The sequence below is a fragment of the Reyranella sp. GW821-FHT14A01 genome, assembly GCF_058803965.1.
This window is the reverse complement of the sequence record NZ_JBXAPM010000002.1, coordinates 160,146-177,157: the sequence shown is the minus strand read 5'-3', so window position 1 is coordinate 177,157 and position 17,012 is coordinate 160,146. Positions and strand designations below refer to the sequence as shown.

Here is a 17,012-nt window from a genome sequence, read left to right as displayed (position 1 = left end):
CATGTCCAAAGGATCGACCCTCACCCGCCGCAGCGCGCTCAAGGTCACCGCCGGTGCCGCCGCCCTCGCCTCGGGCCTCGCCACGCCCTTCGTGGCCAAAGCGGCGACCGACCTCACCTTCACGCTGCCGTGGCTCGCCGAGGGCAGCAACCTGATCGCCTACGTCGCCAAGTCGAAGGGCTTCTGGGCCAAGCAGGGGCTGAACGTCACCGTGTCGCGTGGCTTCGGCTCCAACGCCGCCGCCGAGGCGATCGCGGCGGGCAAGTTCGACTTCGGCATGTCGGTCGCGACCGCGGGCATCGAGATCACCGCCAAGGGCATGCCGCTCGTTCAGCTCGCCACCACCGGCTACGACGCCACCATGTGCATCGCGGTGCTGGACGATTCGCCGATCCGCACGCCCAAGGACCTCGAGGGCAAGTCGATCGCCTCGGTCGTCACCTCGGGCGACTATCCGTTCCGGCCGATCTTCCTGAAGCGCGCCGGCGTCGACGAATCCAAGATCAAGCCGATCCTTGTCGATCCCAAGGTCCGCGAGCGGCTGCTGCTCGACAAGAAGGTCGATGCGCTGTCGGGCTTCGCCATCAGCATGGCGCCGATCCTCTACGCCGCCGGCCAGAAGCCGCGCTTCATGCTCTACAGCAAGTACGATCTGCCGCTCTACCACAACGTCCTGATGACCCAGCCGGGGCGCCTCGCGAAGGATCCCGGCCAGTGCGAGGCGATGGTGAACGGCCTCGTCGAGGCGATGAAGTTCACCCTGCTCGATCCGCAGGCCGCGCAGGAGATCTTCTTCAAGGAAGTGCCCGAGATGGCCATCGTCGCGCAGGCCAAGGAGCGGCTGTGGGTCGGCCTCGGAATCTGGATGTACCAGGCGATGTACGCGCCGGCCCGCACCAACGGGCTGGGCTTCGGCGATCCCAAGGACTACGCCACGATGATCGACCTCGTGATGCAGAACATCGCGACCGACCCCAAGGACAAGAAGCCCGAGCTCGACGCGATCCTGACCAACCGCTTCTCGGGCAAGCTGAAGCTCACCGATGCGGAGTGGGCGAAGGCCGAGTCGGCGGTGACGGAGTTCAAGGCCGTCCTGAGCTGACGGGCGCCGATGGACACGCTCGCCATGCCGTTCGCCCAGCCAGCTACCAAGGCCTCCACCAAAGGGGACGGGTTTATAAAGGTCCGCGGGGCCCGCAAGGTCTACGCCTCGGGCAGCAAGCCGGTCGAGGCGCTGAGCGACGTGAGCTTCGACGCGGCCAAGGGCGAGTTCATCGCCATCCTGGGCCCGAGCGGCTGCGGCAAGAGCACGTTGCTGATGATGTGCGGCGGACTGGAATCGGTGACCGCCGGCACCATCGAGGTCGCGGGCAAGCCGATGACCGGGCCGCGCACCAGCATCGGCATCATGTTCCAGGACCCGACCCTGCTGCCGTGGAAAACGGTGCTGCAGAACGTGATGTTCCCCGCCCACATCCTGCGCAAGCCCGACGCCGAGTATCGCGACCGCGCGCAGCAGCTGATCGACATGGTCGGGCTGCACGGGTTCGAGAACAAGCGGCCGCACGAGTTGAGCGGCGGCATGCGCCAGCGGGTCGCGATCTGCCGCGCGCTGCTGAACGATCCCGACATCCTGCTGATGGACGAGCCGTTCAGCGCCCTCGACGCCATCACGCGCGACGAGATGAACGAGGCGCTGCTCGACATCTGGCGCCACTACGGCAAGACCGCTTTGTTCGTCACCCATTCGATCCGCGAGGCCGTGCTGTTGGCCGACCGGGTACTGGTGATGACGCGACGGCCCGCCACCGTGGTCGCCGACATCCGCGTCCCGTTCGGCCGGCCGCGCGACATCTCCGTCACCGAGACGCCGGAGTTCGCCCGCCTCTGCGGCGAGCTGCGCGGCATGATCGAGCATGGCGGCACGCGGCGCGACCGCCGGCCAGGGGATGGTCCCGTGCTGCAGCCCGGCCGTCATGGCGGCGAGGAATGAACGACCGCACCCTCTCGATCGTCCTGCCGCTCGCCAGCGCGGTCGCGATCGCGGTGGTGTGGCAGGTCACGGCGCAAGTGGGCGGCATTCCTGCGCTGATCCTGCCGGCACCGACCGACATCCTGCAGAACCTGCTGCGCGCGCTGCCGTCGCTCCTCCACCAGGCCGTGGTGACCGGCCGCGAGGCGCTGGCGGCTTTCCTGCTGGCCGTCGTCGCGGGCTTCGCGGGCGCCGCTGCGATCAGCAGCTCGAAGATCCTGCGCGAGATCCTCTATCCCTTCATCGTGACGCTGCAGCTCATCCCCAAGGTCGCGCTGGCGCCGCTGTTCGTGATCTTCCTCGGCATCGACCACGAGGCGCGCATCGTCTTTGCCGCCCTGCTGAGCTTCTTCCCGGTGCTGATCTCGACCTCGGTCGGCCTCTACAACACCGATGCGAGCGCGCTCCGGCTCTGCCGCTCGCTCGGCGCCTCGTCGTGGCGGACCTTCTGGTCGGTGCGCGTGCCCTTCGCCCTGCCGCATTTCTTCAGCGGCCTGCGCATCAGCTCGACCATGGCGGTGACCGGCGTCGTCATCGCCGAGTTCATCAGCGCCCAGGACGGTCTGGGCTTCGCCATCATGGCCGCCGGCGCCCGCTCGCAGACCGCCAGCGCCTTCGCCGCCATCGGCGTGCTCTGCCTCCTGGGCCTCGCGCTCTACGGCATCGTCGCCGGCCTCGAGAGGCTGGCGATCCGCTGGTATCGCGGATGACGGCCGTTCCCTTCTCCGATGTGACGCTCGACGCGCCATCCCGCGCCTGGCGGCAGTGGCTGCGCTGGTCGAAGCTGCGGCCGGTCGTGCTGCCGCTGCTGCTGCTCGCGGTCCTGCTCGGGGCCTGGCAAGGGGGCGTCGAGCGCTTCCCGCACATGCGCTCCCTGCTCTCCTCGCCCTCCGATATCGGCGCGATCCTGGGCAGCAGCATGCCGCTCCTGCTGCCGCAGCTCCTGTCGACGGCGCGCGAGGCGGTGATGGGCTTCGCGCTGGCCGTGGTGGTCGGCATCGCCCTGGGGGCGGCGATCACCCTGTCGCGGCGGCTGGAGCAGGCGCTGGTCCCGCATCTCGTGCTGTTCCAGATCGTGCCGAAGATCGCGCTGGCGCCGCTGTTCGTGATCTGGTTCGGCGTCGGCAGCGAATCGCGCCTGGTCTTCGCGCTGTTCCTCGCCTTCTTCCCGATCGCCGCCGCGACGGCGGGCGGCCTCGCGCGCACCCGGCCCGAGGCGCTGCGCCTCTGCAGCGCGCTGACCGCCAGCCGCTGGCAGACCTTCGTCTCGGTGCGCGTGCCCTTCGCCATCCCGTCCCTGTTCGCCGGGCTGAAGATGGGCATGACCATGGCGCTGATCGGCACGATCGTGGGCGAGTTCGTCACCGGCCAGCAGGGGCTGGGCTACATCATCATGTTCGCCGCCTCGAACGCCGACAGTGCGCTCACCTTTGCAGCCCTCGCCCTGCTCTGCCTCGTCGGCCTCTCCGTCTACGGCACCGTCGTTCTGGCCGAGTCCCTGGCGCAGCGCTGGTATGGCGCGCCGTTTGCAACCGAGGGATTCACCTGAACGGGGGACTCCGCCGATGACACCGCAACAGATCGAACTGGTCCAGACGAGCTTCAAGAAGGTCGTGCCGATCGCCGGCACCGCCGCCGACCTGTTCTACGACCGCCTGTTCGAGATCGCGCCCGAGGTCCGGCCGATGTTCCCGCAGGACATGAAGGAGCAGAAGGCCAAGCTCATGGGCATGCTGGGCACCGCCGTCTCCAACCTGCACAAGCTCGACGAGATCCTGCCGGCCGTGAAGGCACTGGGCGAGCGCCACAAGGGCTACGGCGTGACGACGGCGCACTATGCGCCGGTCGGCGCGGCGCTGCTGTGGACCCTGGAGAAGGGCCTCGGTCCCGACTTCACGCCCGAGGTCAAGGAAGCCTGGACCGTGACCTACACCGCGCTCGCCGGCGTGATGACTTCGGCCTAGTGGATCGCCGCACGCGCATCGCCGTCCTCGGCGCCGGGCTGGGCGGTCTCACCGTTGCGGCTCTGTTACAGCGCGCGGGCTTCCCGGTCGCGGTCTACGAGCAGACGCCCAACTTCTCGCGCATCGGCGCCGGCATCATCCTGGGCGCCAATGCCGCCAAGGTGCTGCGCCGGCTCGACCTCGAACGCGGGCTGGTCGAGACCGGCATCCGCCCCGACGCTTTCGTGAGCCGCACCTGGGACACAGGCGAGACGACCAACGAGCTGGTCTTCGACGAGGAACAGGACGCGCGCTTCGGCGGTCCTTTCGTCAACATCCACCGCGCCGACCTGCACCGCCTGCTGCAGAGCCCGCTGGCGTCCGGCACGATCCATTTCGACCATCGCATCGCCGGCATCGATGAGGGACCGGACGGCCTCACGCTCACCTTCGCGAACGGCGCCACGGCGCAGGCCGACATCGCCATCGGCGCCGACGGCATCCGCTCGAAGGTGCGCGAGATCATCCTGGGCGTCGAGGAACCGCGCTTCATCGGCCGCATCGCCCCGCGCGCGATCTTTCCCGCGAGCCGCCTCGGCGGTGTGCCGATCCGCGACTGCACCAAATGGTGGGGACCCGACCGGCACGTGCTGGCCTATTACATGACCGCGCGCCGCGACGAGGTCTATGTGATGGGCGCCTTTCCGGCCGAGCGCTGGGACGGCGACGACGACAATCCGAGGCCCGGCAGCCGCGCGGAGTTCCTGGCGGCCATCGAAGGCTTCCATCCCGACCTGCAGCGCGCCGTCAGTGCCGCGACCGACGTTACGGTCTGGCCGATCCTCGACCGGCCGCGCGACGATCGCTGGAGCGACGGGCGCATCGTCCTGCTGGGCGACGCCTGCCATCCGGTGCGGCCCTTCATGGCGGCCGGCGGCTCGATGGCGCTGGAGGACGCGGCCATTCTCGCCCGCTGCCTCGCCTGGTTCGCCGATCCCTCCGAAGCCTTCGCGCGCTACGCCGCCATCCGCATCCCGCGCGTCGCCGAGGTCCAGGCCGGCTCGCTCGCCAACATATGGATGCGCGAACCCGCCAACCTCGACTGGTTCTTCACCTACGATCCCTGGACCGCGTCGCTCGACGACGGCCGCGCCGTCGCCGCCGCCAGTCGTCTTCCCTGACGGCATGCCGGTGGCTTATCCGAGGAAGTGCACGACCTCCAGCTTCAGCCCGTCGGGATCGGCCACGAACACCGCATAGTAGCCGGCGCCGTACTGCGGATACTCGGCGGGAGGATCGAGGATGACGGCGCCCCTCCCCTTCATCAGCGCGTACGCGGCATCGACATCGGCACGGTCGGCGGCGCGGAAGGCCAGATGATGCAGGCCGGCGCTGTAGCGATCGTGCGCACGCTCCGATCGCGCCGCCCGCAACGCGACGCCGGCGAGGAGCCGGCCGTCCCGGGCCAGATCCCAGACGTGCAGCTCGGACTCCTGCTTCACGCGGCGATAGCCCAGGAAGCCAAGGAGTGCCTCATAGAAAGGCGCCGAGGCCGTGAGATCGCGCACGGTGAGATCGATGTGATGGACGACACCGCGCATGGGCTCCTCCGGTTGGCGAAGCCGTGTCAAAGGCCCATCGGCCTCGAAGTTCCCTAATCGCCCTCTCGGACCACGAAACGGGCGAGCGCGACTTCGTCCAGCGACCAGCCGTCGGCCTGCATCTGAGCGCGGGCGCGATCGACATAATCCTGGTCGAAGAGCGGCGTGTTCACGAATCCCAGGACGATCGAATAGGACCGGACATATTCGTCCCGGATGAAGACGTCGATTTGCTTGGTCGGCACGACAGGGTTGTCCCCCGGAACCGTGAACCTATTTTGAAGAAGCCGCGAAATCTGAACCAAGGAGGATCGATCATGCCCGACAAGACCGGGACCGTCCGCTTCCATCGCGTCCTGACCGCCCACTCGATCGACGCCCGCGTCGGCGGGACCTACTGCATGTCTTTTACCAACTTCTCGTCGGGCAATAGCCATTCCTTCGGGGGTACCTACCTCGAACTCGTGCCCAACGAGCGCATCCGCCACGACCCTTGCTGGCGCGGCTCGTCCAGCCGGAAATCCCGGGCTGATTGAAAGGTCCCTCCATCGGCGCACCGCACGAACTCCAGCAATATTGTCATCCCGAGCGTAGCGAGGGACCTTTCGCTTACCGTGACTGAGCAGCTGCAGCGAACCCGCGCTCTGCGGCTCGGGGGAGTGGCGCGGGCGGCCACCGGTGGTAGCGTTTGTGCATAAAGTTTCTGGGAGGAAACGCACAATGAGCTACGACCTCGTGATCAAGAACGGCACCGTGGTCGATGGCACCGGCGCCGCGCGCTACCAGGCCGATGTCGCGATCGTGGATGGCAAAGTCGCGGAGATCGGCAAGGTGACGGAGGGTGCCAAGCGCACCATCGACGCGCACGGACTCGTCGTGGCGCCGGGCTTCGTCGATCCACATACGCATTACGATGCGCAGATCTGCTGGGACGGCGCGGTCACGCCCTCCTCCTGGCACGGCGTCACTTCGGTGGTGATGGGCAATTGCGGCGTCGGCATCGCGCCCTGCAAGCCCGAGACGCGCGAGATCGCGATGAAGGACCTGGTGAACGTCGAGGGCATCCCCTTCGACGTGCTGAACAAGGGCATCACCTGGGATTGGGAGACCTTCCCCGAATTCATGGACGCGGCGGCGGCGCGCAAGCCGTCGCTCAACCTCGCCTTCATCGCGCCGCTGACGCCGTTCCGCCACTACGTGATGGGCGAGGCCTCGATGGACCGAGCCGCCACGCCGGAGGAAACGCACGAGATCGCCCGGCTGATCGGCGAGGCGGTGGACGCGGGCGCGCTCGGTTTTTCCTCGACGACGCTCAACCAGCATATGGGCTTCGAGGGCAAGCCGCTGGCCTGCCGCAATGCCAGCCGCGAGGAGATGAAGGCCTATGCCAACCAGCTGAAGAAGCGCGGCAAGGGCGCCATCGAGATCGCGCTGACCCGCCAGGTCGGCGTGCTGGAGCAGGACCAGTGCGAGCTGCTCGACTTCCTGCTGGAGGAGAGCGGCCGGCCGGTGACCTTCATCGCCCTGTTCGATCGCGACGACATTCCCGAGGCGGTGCGCGACACGCTGCGTCGCGCCGCGCCGATGATCGCCAAGGGCGCGCGGCCGCAGACCTCGCCGCTGCCGCTCACGCGCGAATGCAATATGGACAATCCTTTTGCCTTCGCCGCCTTCCCGGCCTGGAAGCGGGTGTTCGCCGACACCTCGAAGGAAGCGCAGAAGAAGGTCTACGCCGACCCCACGTTCCGCGCGCAGTTCAAGGCCGACCTCAAGAACCCGACCGGCTTCAGCGACTGGCGCCGGGTCGTCGTCCATGACGTGCGCAATCCGGCGCTGAAGCATCTCGAGCGCAAGTCGATCGCCGAGATCGCCCAGGAGCAGGGCAAGGACAGCGTCGATGCCTTCCTCGACACGGTGCTGGCCGACAATCTCGACACCGAGCTCACCATCTCCTCGTGGAACACGCGCGAGGACCGCATGCGCGAGCTCCTGAACAACCCCGCCATCCTGATGGCGCTGGGCGACGGCGGCGCGCATGTCGACATGCTCTGCGACGCGGGCTACCCGACCTACCTGCTGGGCACCTGGGTGCGCGAGAAGCAGGCCATCACGCTGGAGGAAGGCGTGCGCAAGCTCACCTCCGATCCCGCCGATCTCTTCGGACTGAAGGATCGCGGCCGCCTCCGGAAAGGCGCGCCCGCCGACGTCGCGATCTTCGATCCGGCTTCCATCGGCTCCAGCAACCACGGCGAACGCCGCCACGACCTCCCCGGCGGCGCCAAACGCATCGTCATGCCCTCGCGCGGCGTCGAATACACGATGGTGAACGGCGCGCTCACCTGGGAGCAGGGCCGGCTGACGGACGCGAAGGCGGGGAAGGTTTTGAGGGGGTAATGGCTGTTATTTTGTGGCTCTAGTATCGGAAGCATCAGTTGACAATCATCTGCACTCACTCGGCAATACGCGAATTCTAACTCCGCGCTGGCCAAGGCGAGCACCCAGCTTATCAGGATCTTCAAATGGCTCTGTAGTTGTCATCTCACGTCGAGCTACTAAGCAGATTTGCTCCCTACTAGATTTGCACCAACCGTCATTCAAAAGTGCAGAAAACAGCATTTGCCGAGCGATGATGCCGTCACTGATGTCGCTGGCAGGAATAAGCTTGCCGCCGGGCCATCTAGATCCAGCAAGTATTCCCGGTAGACCTTGAGGTATGTGACTGCACAAGTAGCCAGCAAGATTCGTTACAATACCGCGAATCTCGACCCTACGCCGTTGAAAGGGTTCAATCTCTGTGTTGACATTGTTGCTGGTGCCTTCCAGGCGCTTACGTGCAGCTTCAATATTCTCACTAGCTCTCTTATTAAACCGATCAGCGTTCAATTCCTTCCATGGATCCTCACGACCTGGCGCTGAGTAAGTTAGGTAGATTGGCTCGCCCTCCCAATCGGGTCTTTTTGACAGGTGAACAAGCCCCATACTCGCAGCAAGCAAGTTTGCACCTTTGAATTCAACGCCTGATAGTTCTGCGCTGTCTAAGATAGCACCTTGCAGTTGGGCGCCAGCGGCGTCAGCGCCGACTAGTTTTACTCCAGCCAGAGACGCACCTTCCGCAGCAACACCTCGAATTGTAACACCCTGAAGTTTAGTACTTAAGTTGATATCGATTCCTCGAAGGTTTGCACCGTTAAGTGAAGAAAGGCGCAAATCAGAAAAGCTTAGATCCGAGCCTCGCAGGTCGGCCCCACGAAGGTCTACCCCTCGCGCCTTTACCCATGTTAAATCTGCTCCCGTCAGTTGAGCTTCTCGAAGATAAGAGAAATCAAGAGCTGCCTCTTTAAGTTTTGCCCCATTCATCAAAGCGCCTTCCATAAGCGCACCATCAAGTTGTGCCTTCTGAAGATCAGCTTTCTGAAGATTGGCGCCTTTTAGATAAGCGTACTTAAGACTGCGCCCGGCCAGATCGATACCTCTACCGTATCGCTCCCAATGCTCAGAAGTAGTTATCCCATTTAACTTTGCGCGAGTTTCAATACTGATATCCAATGTACCTACAGCGCTGTTTTCTGGAATTTTAATTCTCGGGACAAAAAGATCGAAGTCGTCACTATGCGATTTGGATGCAACGTAGTGCATTACCGCGTGTGCTGCGCTTACGTTCCAGTACAGCCCCCAATTCAGCACCAGGACCCAAACCGAGATCAGGAATAGGACAGTCGCCGGCTGTACCAATAAGCCGACATGGTGGTTCTTTGGATCTTGGCGGAAAATTTCAAATCGCCGAGGCAGATTTTCACGCGCACGGGAAGCGATAATCCAGTTCACCAATATGACAAGCAATTGCCAACTCGTCATGTACGGATCCTGGACGTCGCTATAACGCACCATGATGTACGCGCTAACAAATGGGCCCAGCCAATAACACGTTAAATCGGTTGCGAAGCGGACCAGCCATGCGAACGCTGAGTCTCGCTCCAGGGCAGCATGGTCAAAAATGAATGCAGGTATTTGCTCTCTTCGAATTGGTTGCTGAACTGAACCAGCCCACCTATCAAGTCGATAAGCGTGTGAGTCCAAATTCTGCAAAAGATTAAAATGTACAGTTAAAACAATCAGCGGGGCAAAAAAGTAGAAGCCACCGATTGGAACCTGAACTCCCAAGATCGGAAGCGCTACCCCTTCGGATTGCGTCAGAAGCTGCAGATCAGATGTTCCTGCTGTCGTTGCAATCACAAACGCAACGAATAACATCCATGCAATGAAGTAATTCCTATTCTTTTCTGACGAATCTTTAAGCAGGGCGTACAGTCGCTCGGATGCTTGCAGATCCTCCAACTTCTTTGCACTTCGCCGGACATGCCAAGGGCTAAAGTTGTCCATCCAGTCTCCCCCACTGCATGCGAGCGTACACCAGATTGGCCACTCAGCAACTCCCGGTCGCAGACGTAAACGACTGCGCTTTTTTGAGTGCCTTCGGCCGCTACGCTTCAATCCGAGCAGTGAATCCTGACATAGAATTCGCAATCCGCGCCTACACCCCGCGTTCGTTGCCCCAGGCGAGCACATGGAGCTGCGGCAGCACGGTCGCGTCGAACCAGCGGTCCTGTCCGACGCGGTCGACCAGCCAGCGGAAGCGGGCCATGAGGCCCTTCTGGTCGACGCCGTCGCGGCCGGCCTCGTTGGGTTCGCCGGGCGTGTGGTTGCCGATGGAGAGATAGACCGGCAGGGACGGATGCCGCGCTGAGGCGGCGCGGGCGAAGGCATAGTCGGGCTCGTCGAACACGGCGATCTTGAGCACGGTCTGCGGCCCGCCGTTCGCGGCGGCGAGGCAATCGTCGAAGTCGGCCCAGTCGGTGTCCATGCCGGACGAGGGCGGCTTCGGTGAGAGGACGAGATGGTCGAGCGTGGCGAACCAGTCGGCGGCGACGCTGCCCTGGGTCTCCATCGCGAAGCGGTGGCCGCGCGCGTGGCCTTGTTCGATCAGCGGACCCAGCGGCTGGATTGCGGGATTGCCGCCGGAGATCGTCACCAGCACGGGCGTGCCGCCGGTGAGGTCCGCGACCTCCGCGAGGATCGCTTCCGGCGCCATCGGCGACCAGTCGTGACGGTATTCCGGCAGCACGGCGTAGAGCGTGTCGCACCAGGAGCAGCGATAGTCGCAGCCGCCGGTGCGCACGAAGACGGTGGGCTTGCCGATCAGCGCGCCCTCGCCCTGCACCGTCGGGCCGAAGATCTCGGAGATGCGGATCGCACTCATGCGGCGAGATCGAAATCGTTGATGCTGTCGTCGGCGCGCTGCCACCAGTTCGCACCACCGCGCTCGGGCAACGCGTCGGCCGGATCGCCGGTGAAGGTCACGGCGTTGGTCGGCGTTTCCTCGACCGTGATCTCGACGCAGTGCAACGCGTTGCCGTCGGCGGCGAGGAAGGCGTTGAGCTTGGCCATGAAGCAGGCGGCCAGCATCTCCGTCGTGGGATCGCCGGGCGTCACCAGCAGGCGCGCCAGCCGCTGCTGCTCGTGCACGCGGAACCAGTCGATCATCGGGTCGCGCTCGCCGAGCTGGAAGGCGTGGTCGACCTGGTCGTCGATCCAGCGGTGCCAGCGCGCCTTGGCCCTGTCGAACGGCGCCACCATGTTGGCGTCGCCGTCGAGACGCTGCGGCGCGACGGGCTGGATACGGGCGATCACCTGTTCGTTGTGACCGTGGGGGATGGCGCATTTGCTGGCGGGATCGGCGATCAGCCGGTGCGCCATGCTGTAACGCCGGGTGAAGACGAGGCTGAACATCAGCCGCGTGCTCGCAGCACGAAGTCGATCATCGGGGGCTCCTGTTTTGACCGGGTGGGACTACGACCGGGACGGCGCGGGGCGCCGACGGGCCGCTTTTACCCCATCCGGCCGCCCGGGAAACCCGCCCCGGACGCGGCATGGTGCCCTCCCGTGTGGTGTCAGGTCGGCCCCTCGCCTATTCTCCGCCTGATCCACCAAAACCGCCGAGAAACGGAGACACCGTGCAGACGACGCCCCTTTCGAAAGACCTCAAGGACACGCTGTCCAAGATCACCACGGCCAGCATCACGACGATCCTGCTGAAGAAGGGCCTGCGCAACGTCTGGATGCGCGGCACGCGGCCGATCAAGCCGGGCCAGGGCCGTCTCGTGGGGCGCGTCTTCACCCTGCGCTTCGTGCCGGCGCGCGAGGATCTGGCGACCCCGGAAAGCTGGTCGTCGCCGATCTCGACCCGCGCCGCCATCGAGGCGATGCCGGAAGACGCGCTGGTCGTCGCCGATGCGATGGGCATCACCGACGCCGGCATCTTCGGCGACATCCTGTGCGCGCGCATGGTCAAGAAGAAGGTCGCGGGCCTCATCACCGACGGCGTGGTGCGCGACATGGCGGGCGTGCTCGGAACCGGCCTGCCGGTCTGGTGCCAGGGCTGCGCGGCGCCGCCCTCGGTCGCCGGCCTCACCTTCGTGAGCTGGCAGGAGCCGATCGGCTGCGGCGGCGTGGCCGTGTTCCCCAACGACGTGGTCGTGGTCGACGACGACGGCGCGGTGCTGATTCCCCAGGCGCTGGTCGAGGCGGTCGCCAAGGAAGGCACCGAGCAGGAGCGGCTGGAAGGCTGGATCATGTCGGAGGTCGAGCGCGGCGTCGCGCTGCCGGGCCTCTATCCGCCGAATGACGAGGCCAAGGCGCGCTACGCCGCGACCAAGAAGTAGAGCCGGGCAAAGAAGGTCAGCATCATGAGAGTCATCCGTATGCTGGCCTTCGCCGTGCTGGGCGCGCTGCTCTCGGCGGCGGGCGCGGCCTGGTCGCAGGTCGGACGGCAGCCGGTCGACTGGGCAGGCGTGTCGCTCGAATCGATCGGCGGCGGCCCGATGCCGACCGCAGACTATGCCGGCAAGGTCGTGCTGCTGGTCAACACGGCGTCCCTCTGTGGCTTCACCGGCCAGTACAAGGGCCTCGAGGAGCTGTGGCGGCGCTACAAGGACAAGGGCCTCGTCGTGCTGGGCGTGCCGTCGAACGATTTCGGCGGCCAGGAGCCCGGCAGCAAGGATGAGATCAAGCGCTTCTGCGAGGCGAGCTTCGACGTCACCTTCCCGCTGGCCGACAAGCAGACCGTGTCTGGCCCCGACGCCCATCCGCTCTACCGCTGGGCGGCGGCGCAGACCGGCGCGATCGGCACGCCCAACTGGAACTTCCACAAGATCCTGATCGGCCGCGACGGACGGATCATCGACTGGTTCTCCGCCGTGAGCGGCACCGGCCACAAGCTCGAACGCGCTATCGAGGCAGCGCTGGCGGCGAAGAGCTGAACGGCTCAAAGGTCCCTCACTGCGTTCGGGATGACAGCGTTTTCTGCATCGGCGCACTGCGCAAATGCCGACAAAATTGTCATCCCGAACGCAGTGAGGGACCTTTCGCTGTCCGCAGAGCGGGTGAACCGCGCGGCGGGGTTTGGCCGAGGGTGACAGGCCGCGCTATCGTCGGCGCTTCCAACGCTGGAGGCGTCCCATGGCGATGGCCGAAACTTCTGCCCCTCTTTCCGCTCAAGACCACGCGCAGGTGATGGCCGAGTACAGTCGCGCCGGCGAGGCGCGTGCCCGGGCGCTGGGCAATCGCGGGCCGATCCGCTTTGGCGCCGACGGCAAGCTGGCGCAGGACATTCTCGACGCCTATTGGACAAACGGCTTCTACGTCTTCGAAGGCGTCGCCGGGCCGGAGGAACTGGCCGAGCTGCGCGCCGACGTCGACGCCATCCTCGAGCGTGCGCCGGTCGAGCCCGGCGCGGCGCTCGACCGCCACGGCCGTCCCGCCTTCGGTGAGGGCGTGATCAAGCCGCCCTATCGCTGGGCCAAGCCCTTGAGCGATCCGCTCGGCGGCACCGACAAGAACAACGGCCGCCACCCCGTGGCGATGAGCCAGCCGACCCTGGGGGAGGACGCGCCCGCCTGGACCGTCGAGCTGCTCGACGGCAACCTCTACCTGATGAACGCGGCACTTCGGCTCTACGGCCATCCCGGCCTGCTGGCGGTGGCCGAGGCGATCCTGGGCGACGACTTCGTGCCCTACAACGAGGTGACCTTCATCAAGGAGGCGGGCCTCGGCCCCTCGGTCGCCTGGCATCAGGACGGCACGACGCACTGGACGGCCGACGACTGGGACATGGGCGCCCACGGCTTCAACTTCATGACCCAGCTCTATCCCAGCACCGCGGGCAACTGCGTGTGGGTGCTGCCGGGCAGCCATCGCCTGGGCAAGGCCGACATCCGCAAGCTGGTCGCGGAGAGCGGCTCGGACCGCATCGAGGGCGCCGTCCCGATGCTGGCCAATGCCGGCGACACGATCGTCACCAACCGCCAGCTCCTGCACGGCTCCTTCGCCAACTCCTCGCCCGACCGCCGGGTCACGCTCAATGCCGGCTTCTTTCCACGCAAGCGCGTGCTGAACGTCACGACCAGGCGGCTGAACGGCGAGGTCGTGACCTACGATCTCGACCGCATCAACGCGCGGCTGCGCATCCTGCTGCTCGGCATCGATGCGCGGCGCCAGCGCTTCCCGCAGGAGAAGAGCTACGTCTATCGCCCGCTGGCCGACCGCCACGACGAGAACCGCTGGAGCGAGGCGATGCGCGAGACGATGAAGAACTACAATCAGCTCGACATGTTCATCTGACCGGATGCGCTTCGGTCTCGTCCTGCTGCTCGCGCTCGCCGCCCTGCCGGCGAGCGCACAGGAGGCCGAGCCCCTCGCCGGCGAAGACGACGTCACCGCCTATTGCCTGGGCGTGAACCGCCAGCTCGCCGAGCGCTTCCGCCAGATGCAGCTCTGGGGCTGCGGCAAGGGGCCGTCGATGCAATGGTGCCGCGACGCCAAGGCATCTGCGCCGGAAGCAATGCGGGCGCGCGAGCGGCTGGTGATCCGCTTCGCCAACGAGCTGACCCGCAAGGGCCTTCTGGACGTCGAACAACCGCTGGCCGCCCGCGCCCGCCTGACCCAGATCGTGGCCGACGGCTCGGCCGACGCCGCCGCCTGCTTCAACCCCAAGGGCGAGCGCGACGAGGCTGCGTGCGGGCGGCTGCAGCGTTGCGTGGAAGCAGAGCAGCGTGTGGGGCAGTAGGAGCTCACCCCAAGAGGTCGACCGGAAATGAATTGAATCGATCCAAACACTTACCTCATCCTGAGGAGCGCCGCGAAGCGGCGCGTCTCGAAGGATGGGCCAGGGTCGAGTTGGCAGGAACCATGGACAATGAAAGCGGAGCGCACGTCTACATGCTTCGCTGTTCGGATGGCAGCTACTATGTGGGTTCGGCGCGTCATGGCCTGGAGCGGCGTCTTTCCGAGCACAATAGCGGCGCCTTCGGCGGCTATACGTCCAAACGCTTGCCCGTTGCCATTGTCTGGTCGGAGCACTTCCTGAACATCACCGATGCAATCGCGGTCGAAAAGCAAATCAAGGGCTGGTCACGCGCCAAGAAGGAAGCCCTGATCAGGGGTGATTTCGGGGCACTCCGGGTGCTCGCGAAAAGAGGTGGCAAATGAAGGGACTCGTTGCCCATCCTTCGAGACGCGCCGCTTCGCGGCGCTCCTCAGGATGAGGTGAATGGGTAGCGGCTACTTGAGCGACATGCGAGATTTACAGGCGGGCTTCTGCCCAGAGAATTCAGCGAGGACACCGATGACCAAGTCGACATGGCGCGAGCGCGCGGGCACGTCTTTCACCTGCGAGAAGCAGCCGGCGCACGGGCCGCGCGGCATGGCCGTGTCCAACCATCCGCTGGCCTCGGCCGCGGGCCTGGAAATGCTGGCGGCCGGCGGCAATGCGGTCGACGCCGCGGTCGCCATGCAGTTCGCGCTGACCGTGGTCGAGCCGATGATGGTCGGCCTGATCGGCGGCACGACCTGCCACATCCGCCTGGCCGACGGCAGCCATCGCATCCTCGACGGCATGAGCGCCGTCCCGAAGTCGGGCCATCCCGACATGTACAAGCCGGTCGCCGGCGCTGCGCCCGAGGTCTATGACGTCGAGGGCCAGGAGAACCTGGTCGGGCCGAAGTCGGTCGCGACGCCGGGCTCGCTGCGCGCCTGGTGTATGGCGCTGGAACGCTTCGGCACGATGAGCCTCACCGACGTGATGGCGCCCGCGATCCGCCACGCCGCGCGCGGCTTCGCGGTGACGCCCTATCTCTCGGACTGCATCAAGGATGCCGGCGCCGACCTTTCGAAGGACAAGCTCGCGTCCGCGCTCCTCCTGCCCAACGGCACGCCGCTGAAGCCCGGCGAGAAGCTCGTGCAGGGCCAGTATGCCGAGTCGCTCACGCTCGTGTCGCAGCAGGGCGAGAAGGCGCTGCACGGCGGACCGCTCGGCGACCTGCTGGTCGAGTGCATGGAGAAGACCGGCGGCTTCGTGGCACCCGACGACCTCACCGGCTACAAGGTCGAGGAGCGCGCGCCGATCCGCGGCCACTATCGCGGCTGGGAGATCCTGGGACCGCCGCCGCCCGCCGCCTCGGGCGTGCACATCGCCCAGATGCTGAACATCCTCGAAGCCTACGACATCGCGAAGATGGGCTTCGGCACGGTCGACACGCTGCACCTGCTGGCGGAAGTGCTGAAGATCGCCTTCGCCGACCGCGCCGAGGCGAGCGGCGATCCGGACTTCGTGAAGGTGCCGGTCGAGCGCATCGTGAGCCGCGACTATGCCGACCAGCGCCGCAAGCTTTTAGACATCGCCCGCGCCACGCAATGGACGGGCGGATTGCAAGCGGCGGAAGGCCAGGACACGACGCATCTCACCGTGGCCGACGGCATGGGCAACGTCGTCAGCACGACGCAGACCATCAACAGCCTGTTCGGCGCGCGCTTCATCGTGCCGGGCACCGGCATGATCCCCAACAACTACATGAACAACTACGACCCGCGCCGCGGCAACGCGCTGTCGATCGCACCGGGCAAACGCGTGACGACCTCGATGTCGCCGATGATGGCGCTGCGCGACGGCAAGGTGCGCTATGCGCTGGGCCTGCCCGGCGGCCGCAAGATCTTCCCCTCCGCACTTCAGGCCCTGCTCAACCTGATCGACCACGGCATGGAACTGCAGGAAGCCGTCGAGGCGCCGCGCATCTGGACCGAGGGCCCACTGCTCGAGGTCGAGCACGGAATCCCTGCGCCGGTGCGCAAGGGTCTCGAAGAGCGCGGCCACACGCTCAAGATCATGCCGACCGTGGCCGGTGGCATGAACGCCATCCAGTTCCACGACGACGGCACCATGACCGGCGCCGCCTGCTGGCGCGCCGACGGCACGGCGGCGGGACTGGGCGGCGGATTGGCGCGCGCGGGCGTGAGGTTCGTGCTGCCGAGCTGACGCAGAGCGCGGGGTCGTCGCCTTGACGCCCTCCCGACCGCATGGCCACATGAAGGCGTTGGGGAGAGTTT

18 protein-coding genes and 1 pseudogene are annotated in these 17,012 nt (G+C 65.7%); 14 read left to right on the top strand and 5 right to left on the bottom strand.

The features are described 5' to 3' along the window. The first annotated feature begins 1 nt into the window (after position 1). Genes AC1ROX_RS04640 through AC1ROX_RS04615 form a run of 6 tightly spaced genes read left to right on the top strand, consistent with a single transcriptional unit; the run spans position 2 to position 5,156 of the window. Complete coding sequence (locus AC1ROX_RS04640; RefSeq protein ID WP_493122889.1) at positions 2 to 1,102, top strand: ABC transporter substrate-binding protein; 1,101 nt, start codon at positions 2 to 4, stop codon at positions 1,100 to 1,102. A gap of 9 nt (positions 1,103 to 1,111) precedes the next feature. Beyond that, complete coding sequence (locus AC1ROX_RS04635) at positions 1,112 to 1,993, top strand: ABC transporter ATP-binding protein (protein WP_493122887.1); 882 nt, start codon at positions 1,112 to 1,114, stop codon at positions 1,991 to 1,993. Continuing rightward, positions 1,990 to 2,742, top strand: coding sequence for an ABC transporter permease (locus AC1ROX_RS04630; RefSeq protein WP_493122885.1), 753 nt, complete (start codon positions 1,990 to 1,992; stop codon positions 2,740 to 2,742). Before AC1ROX_RS04635 ends, AC1ROX_RS04630 begins: the two co-directional genes overlap by 4 nt. Further along, complete coding sequence (locus tag AC1ROX_RS04625) at positions 2,739 to 3,581, top strand: ABC transporter permease (protein WP_493122883.1); 843 nt, start codon at positions 2,739 to 2,741, stop codon at positions 3,579 to 3,581. Before AC1ROX_RS04630 ends, AC1ROX_RS04625 begins: the two co-directional genes overlap by 4 nt. A gap of 16 nt (positions 3,582 to 3,597) precedes the next feature. Next, positions 3,598 to 3,996 (top strand): globin family protein, encoded by a 399-nt coding sequence (locus tag AC1ROX_RS04620; RefSeq protein ID WP_493122881.1) that lies wholly within the window; start codon positions 3,598 to 3,600, stop codon positions 3,994 to 3,996. Then, positions 3,996 to 5,156, top strand: coding sequence for an FAD-dependent monooxygenase (locus tag AC1ROX_RS04615; RefSeq protein ID WP_493122879.1), 1,161 nt, complete (start codon positions 3,996 to 3,998; stop codon positions 5,154 to 5,156). The genes AC1ROX_RS04620 and AC1ROX_RS04615 overlap by 1 nt, the downstream gene beginning before the upstream one ends. Before the next feature lie 15 nt (positions 5,157 to 5,171). Here AC1ROX_RS04615 and AC1ROX_RS04610 read toward each other — a convergent pair whose 3' ends face one another. Both AC1ROX_RS04610 and AC1ROX_RS04605 read right to left on the bottom strand, forming a co-directional pair. Further along, positions 5,172 to 5,576 carry a VOC family protein gene (locus AC1ROX_RS04610; RefSeq protein WP_493122877.1) on the bottom strand — a complete coding sequence of 135 codons (405 nt, stop codon included), beginning with the start codon at positions 5,574 to 5,576 and terminating at the stop codon, positions 5,172 to 5,174. Positions 5,577 to 5,629: 53 nt separating this feature from the next. Beyond that, the gene (locus AC1ROX_RS04605; RefSeq protein WP_493122875.1) at positions 5,630 to 5,821 is read right to left on the bottom strand and encodes a hypothetical protein; all 192 of its coding nucleotides are present in this window, start codon (positions 5,819 to 5,821) and stop codon (positions 5,630 to 5,632) included. A 72-nt stretch (positions 5,822 to 5,893) separates the two neighbouring features. Here AC1ROX_RS04605 and AC1ROX_RS04600 point away from each other — a divergent pair. Together AC1ROX_RS04600 and AC1ROX_RS04595 are read left to right on the top strand one after the other, a co-directional pair. Continuing rightward, positions 5,894 to 6,064 (top strand): annotated as a pseudogene (locus AC1ROX_RS04600) (SRPBCC domain-containing protein); the annotation flags it as partial. A gap of 232 nt (positions 6,065 to 6,296) precedes the next feature. Further along, complete coding sequence (locus tag AC1ROX_RS04595; protein ID WP_493122874.1) at positions 6,297 to 7,970, top strand: N-acyl-D-amino-acid deacylase family protein; 1,674 nt, start codon at positions 6,297 to 6,299, stop codon at positions 7,968 to 7,970. Positions 7,971 to 8,015: 45 nt separating this feature from the next. Here the strand turns inward: AC1ROX_RS04595 and AC1ROX_RS04590 are convergent, their stop codons facing one another. The 3 genes from AC1ROX_RS04590 to AC1ROX_RS04580 form a co-directional block, all read right to left on the bottom strand. Further along, a complete protein-coding gene (locus tag AC1ROX_RS04590; protein ID WP_493122872.1) occupies positions 8,016 to 9,956 on the bottom strand; it encodes a pentapeptide repeat-containing protein in 1,941 nt (646 codons plus the stop codon). A 151-nt stretch (positions 9,957 to 10,107) separates the two neighbouring features. Further along, positions 10,108 to 10,833, bottom strand: coding sequence for a 7-carboxy-7-deazaguanine synthase QueE (gene queE, locus AC1ROX_RS04585; protein ID WP_493122870.1), 726 nt, complete (start codon positions 10,831 to 10,833; stop codon positions 10,108 to 10,110). Beyond that, on the bottom strand, positions 10,830 to 11,363 hold the full coding sequence (locus tag AC1ROX_RS04580) for a 6-pyruvoyl trahydropterin synthase family protein (RefSeq protein ID WP_493122868.1): 534 nt from the start codon (positions 11,361 to 11,363) through the stop codon (positions 10,830 to 10,832). The genes queE and AC1ROX_RS04580 overlap by 4 nt, the downstream gene beginning before the upstream one ends. A gap of 224 nt (positions 11,364 to 11,587) precedes the next feature. Here AC1ROX_RS04580 and AC1ROX_RS04575 point away from each other — a divergent pair, with 224 nt between their 5' ends. From AC1ROX_RS04575 to ggt, 6 genes are all read left to right on the top strand, one after another. After that, complete coding sequence (locus tag AC1ROX_RS04575) at positions 11,588 to 12,295, top strand: ribonuclease activity regulator RraA (RefSeq protein WP_493122866.1); 708 nt, start codon at positions 11,588 to 11,590, stop codon at positions 12,293 to 12,295. Positions 12,296 to 12,319: 24 nt separating this feature from the next. Next, on the top strand, positions 12,320 to 12,892 hold the full coding sequence (locus AC1ROX_RS04570) for a glutathione peroxidase (protein ID WP_493122864.1): 573 nt from the start codon (positions 12,320 to 12,322) through the stop codon (positions 12,890 to 12,892). Positions 12,893 to 13,091: 199 nt separating this feature from the next. After that, complete coding sequence (locus AC1ROX_RS04565) at positions 13,092 to 14,252, top strand: phytanoyl-CoA dioxygenase family protein (protein ID WP_493122862.1); 1,161 nt, start codon at positions 13,092 to 13,094, stop codon at positions 14,250 to 14,252. Between the two features lie 4 nt (positions 14,253 to 14,256). Then, positions 14,257 to 14,697, top strand: a complete 441-nt coding sequence (locus AC1ROX_RS04560; protein ID WP_493122860.1) for a hypothetical protein — start codon at positions 14,257 to 14,259, stop codon at positions 14,695 to 14,697. Between the two features lie 122 nt (positions 14,698 to 14,819). Continuing rightward, a complete protein-coding gene (locus tag AC1ROX_RS04555) occupies positions 14,820 to 15,119 on the top strand; it encodes a GIY-YIG nuclease family protein (protein ID WP_493123650.1) in 300 nt (99 codons plus the stop codon). A gap of 136 nt (positions 15,120 to 15,255) precedes the next feature. Then, the gene (gene ggt / locus AC1ROX_RS04550) at positions 15,256 to 16,941 is read left to right on the top strand and encodes a gamma-glutamyltransferase (RefSeq protein WP_493122859.1); all 1,686 of its coding nucleotides are present in this window, start codon (positions 15,256 to 15,258) and stop codon (positions 16,939 to 16,941) included. Positions 16,942 to 17,012: the final 71 nt, after the last annotated feature.

What these genes read in the sequence shown, in the direction of transcription:
- AC1ROX_RS04640 (WP_493122889.1), top strand. Translation starts at nt 2, where the DNA reads ATGTCCAAAGGATCGACCCTCACCCGCCGCAGCGCGCTCAAGGTCACC.
- AC1ROX_RS04635 (WP_493122887.1), top strand. Translation starts at nt 1,112, where the DNA reads ATGGACACGCTCGCCATGCCGTTCGCCCAGCCAGCTACCAAGGCCTCC.
- AC1ROX_RS04630 (WP_493122885.1), top strand. Translation starts at nt 1,990, where the DNA reads ATGAACGACCGCACCCTCTCGATCGTCCTGCCGCTCGCCAGCGCGGTC.
- AC1ROX_RS04625 (WP_493122883.1), top strand. Translation starts at nt 2,739, where the DNA reads ATGACGGCCGTTCCCTTCTCCGATGTGACGCTCGACGCGCCATCCCGC.
- AC1ROX_RS04620 (WP_493122881.1), top strand. Translation starts at nt 3,598, where the DNA reads ATGACACCGCAACAGATCGAACTGGTCCAGACGAGCTTCAAGAAGGTC.
- AC1ROX_RS04610 (WP_493122877.1), bottom strand. Translation starts at nt 5,576, where the DNA reads ATGCGCGGTGTCGTCCATCACATCGATCTCACCGTGCGCGATCTCACG.
- AC1ROX_RS04595 (WP_493122874.1), top strand. Translation starts at nt 6,297, where the DNA reads ATGAGCTACGACCTCGTGATCAAGAACGGCACCGTGGTCGATGGCACC.
- AC1ROX_RS04590 (WP_493122872.1), bottom strand. Translation starts at nt 9,956, where the DNA reads ATGGACAACTTTAGCCCTTGGCATGTCCGGCGAAGTGCAAAGAAGTTG.
- queE (WP_493122870.1), bottom strand. Translation starts at nt 10,833, where the DNA reads ATGAGTGCGATCCGCATCTCCGAGATCTTCGGCCCGACGGTGCAGGGC.
- AC1ROX_RS04580 (WP_493122868.1), bottom strand. Translation starts at nt 11,363, where the DNA reads ATGTTCAGCCTCGTCTTCACCCGGCGTTACAGCATGGCGCACCGGCTG.
- AC1ROX_RS04570 (WP_493122864.1), top strand. Translation starts at nt 12,320, where the DNA reads ATGAGAGTCATCCGTATGCTGGCCTTCGCCGTGCTGGGCGCGCTGCTC.
- AC1ROX_RS04565 (WP_493122862.1), top strand. Translation starts at nt 13,092, where the DNA reads ATGGCGATGGCCGAAACTTCTGCCCCTCTTTCCGCTCAAGACCACGCG.
- AC1ROX_RS04560 (WP_493122860.1), top strand. Translation starts at nt 14,257, where the DNA reads ATGCGCTTCGGTCTCGTCCTGCTGCTCGCGCTCGCCGCCCTGCCGGCG.
- AC1ROX_RS04555 (WP_493123650.1), top strand. Translation starts at nt 14,820, where the DNA reads ATGGACAATGAAAGCGGAGCGCACGTCTACATGCTTCGCTGTTCGGAT.
- ggt (WP_493122859.1), top strand. Translation starts at nt 15,256, where the DNA reads ATGACCAAGTCGACATGGCGCGAGCGCGCGGGCACGTCTTTCACCTGC.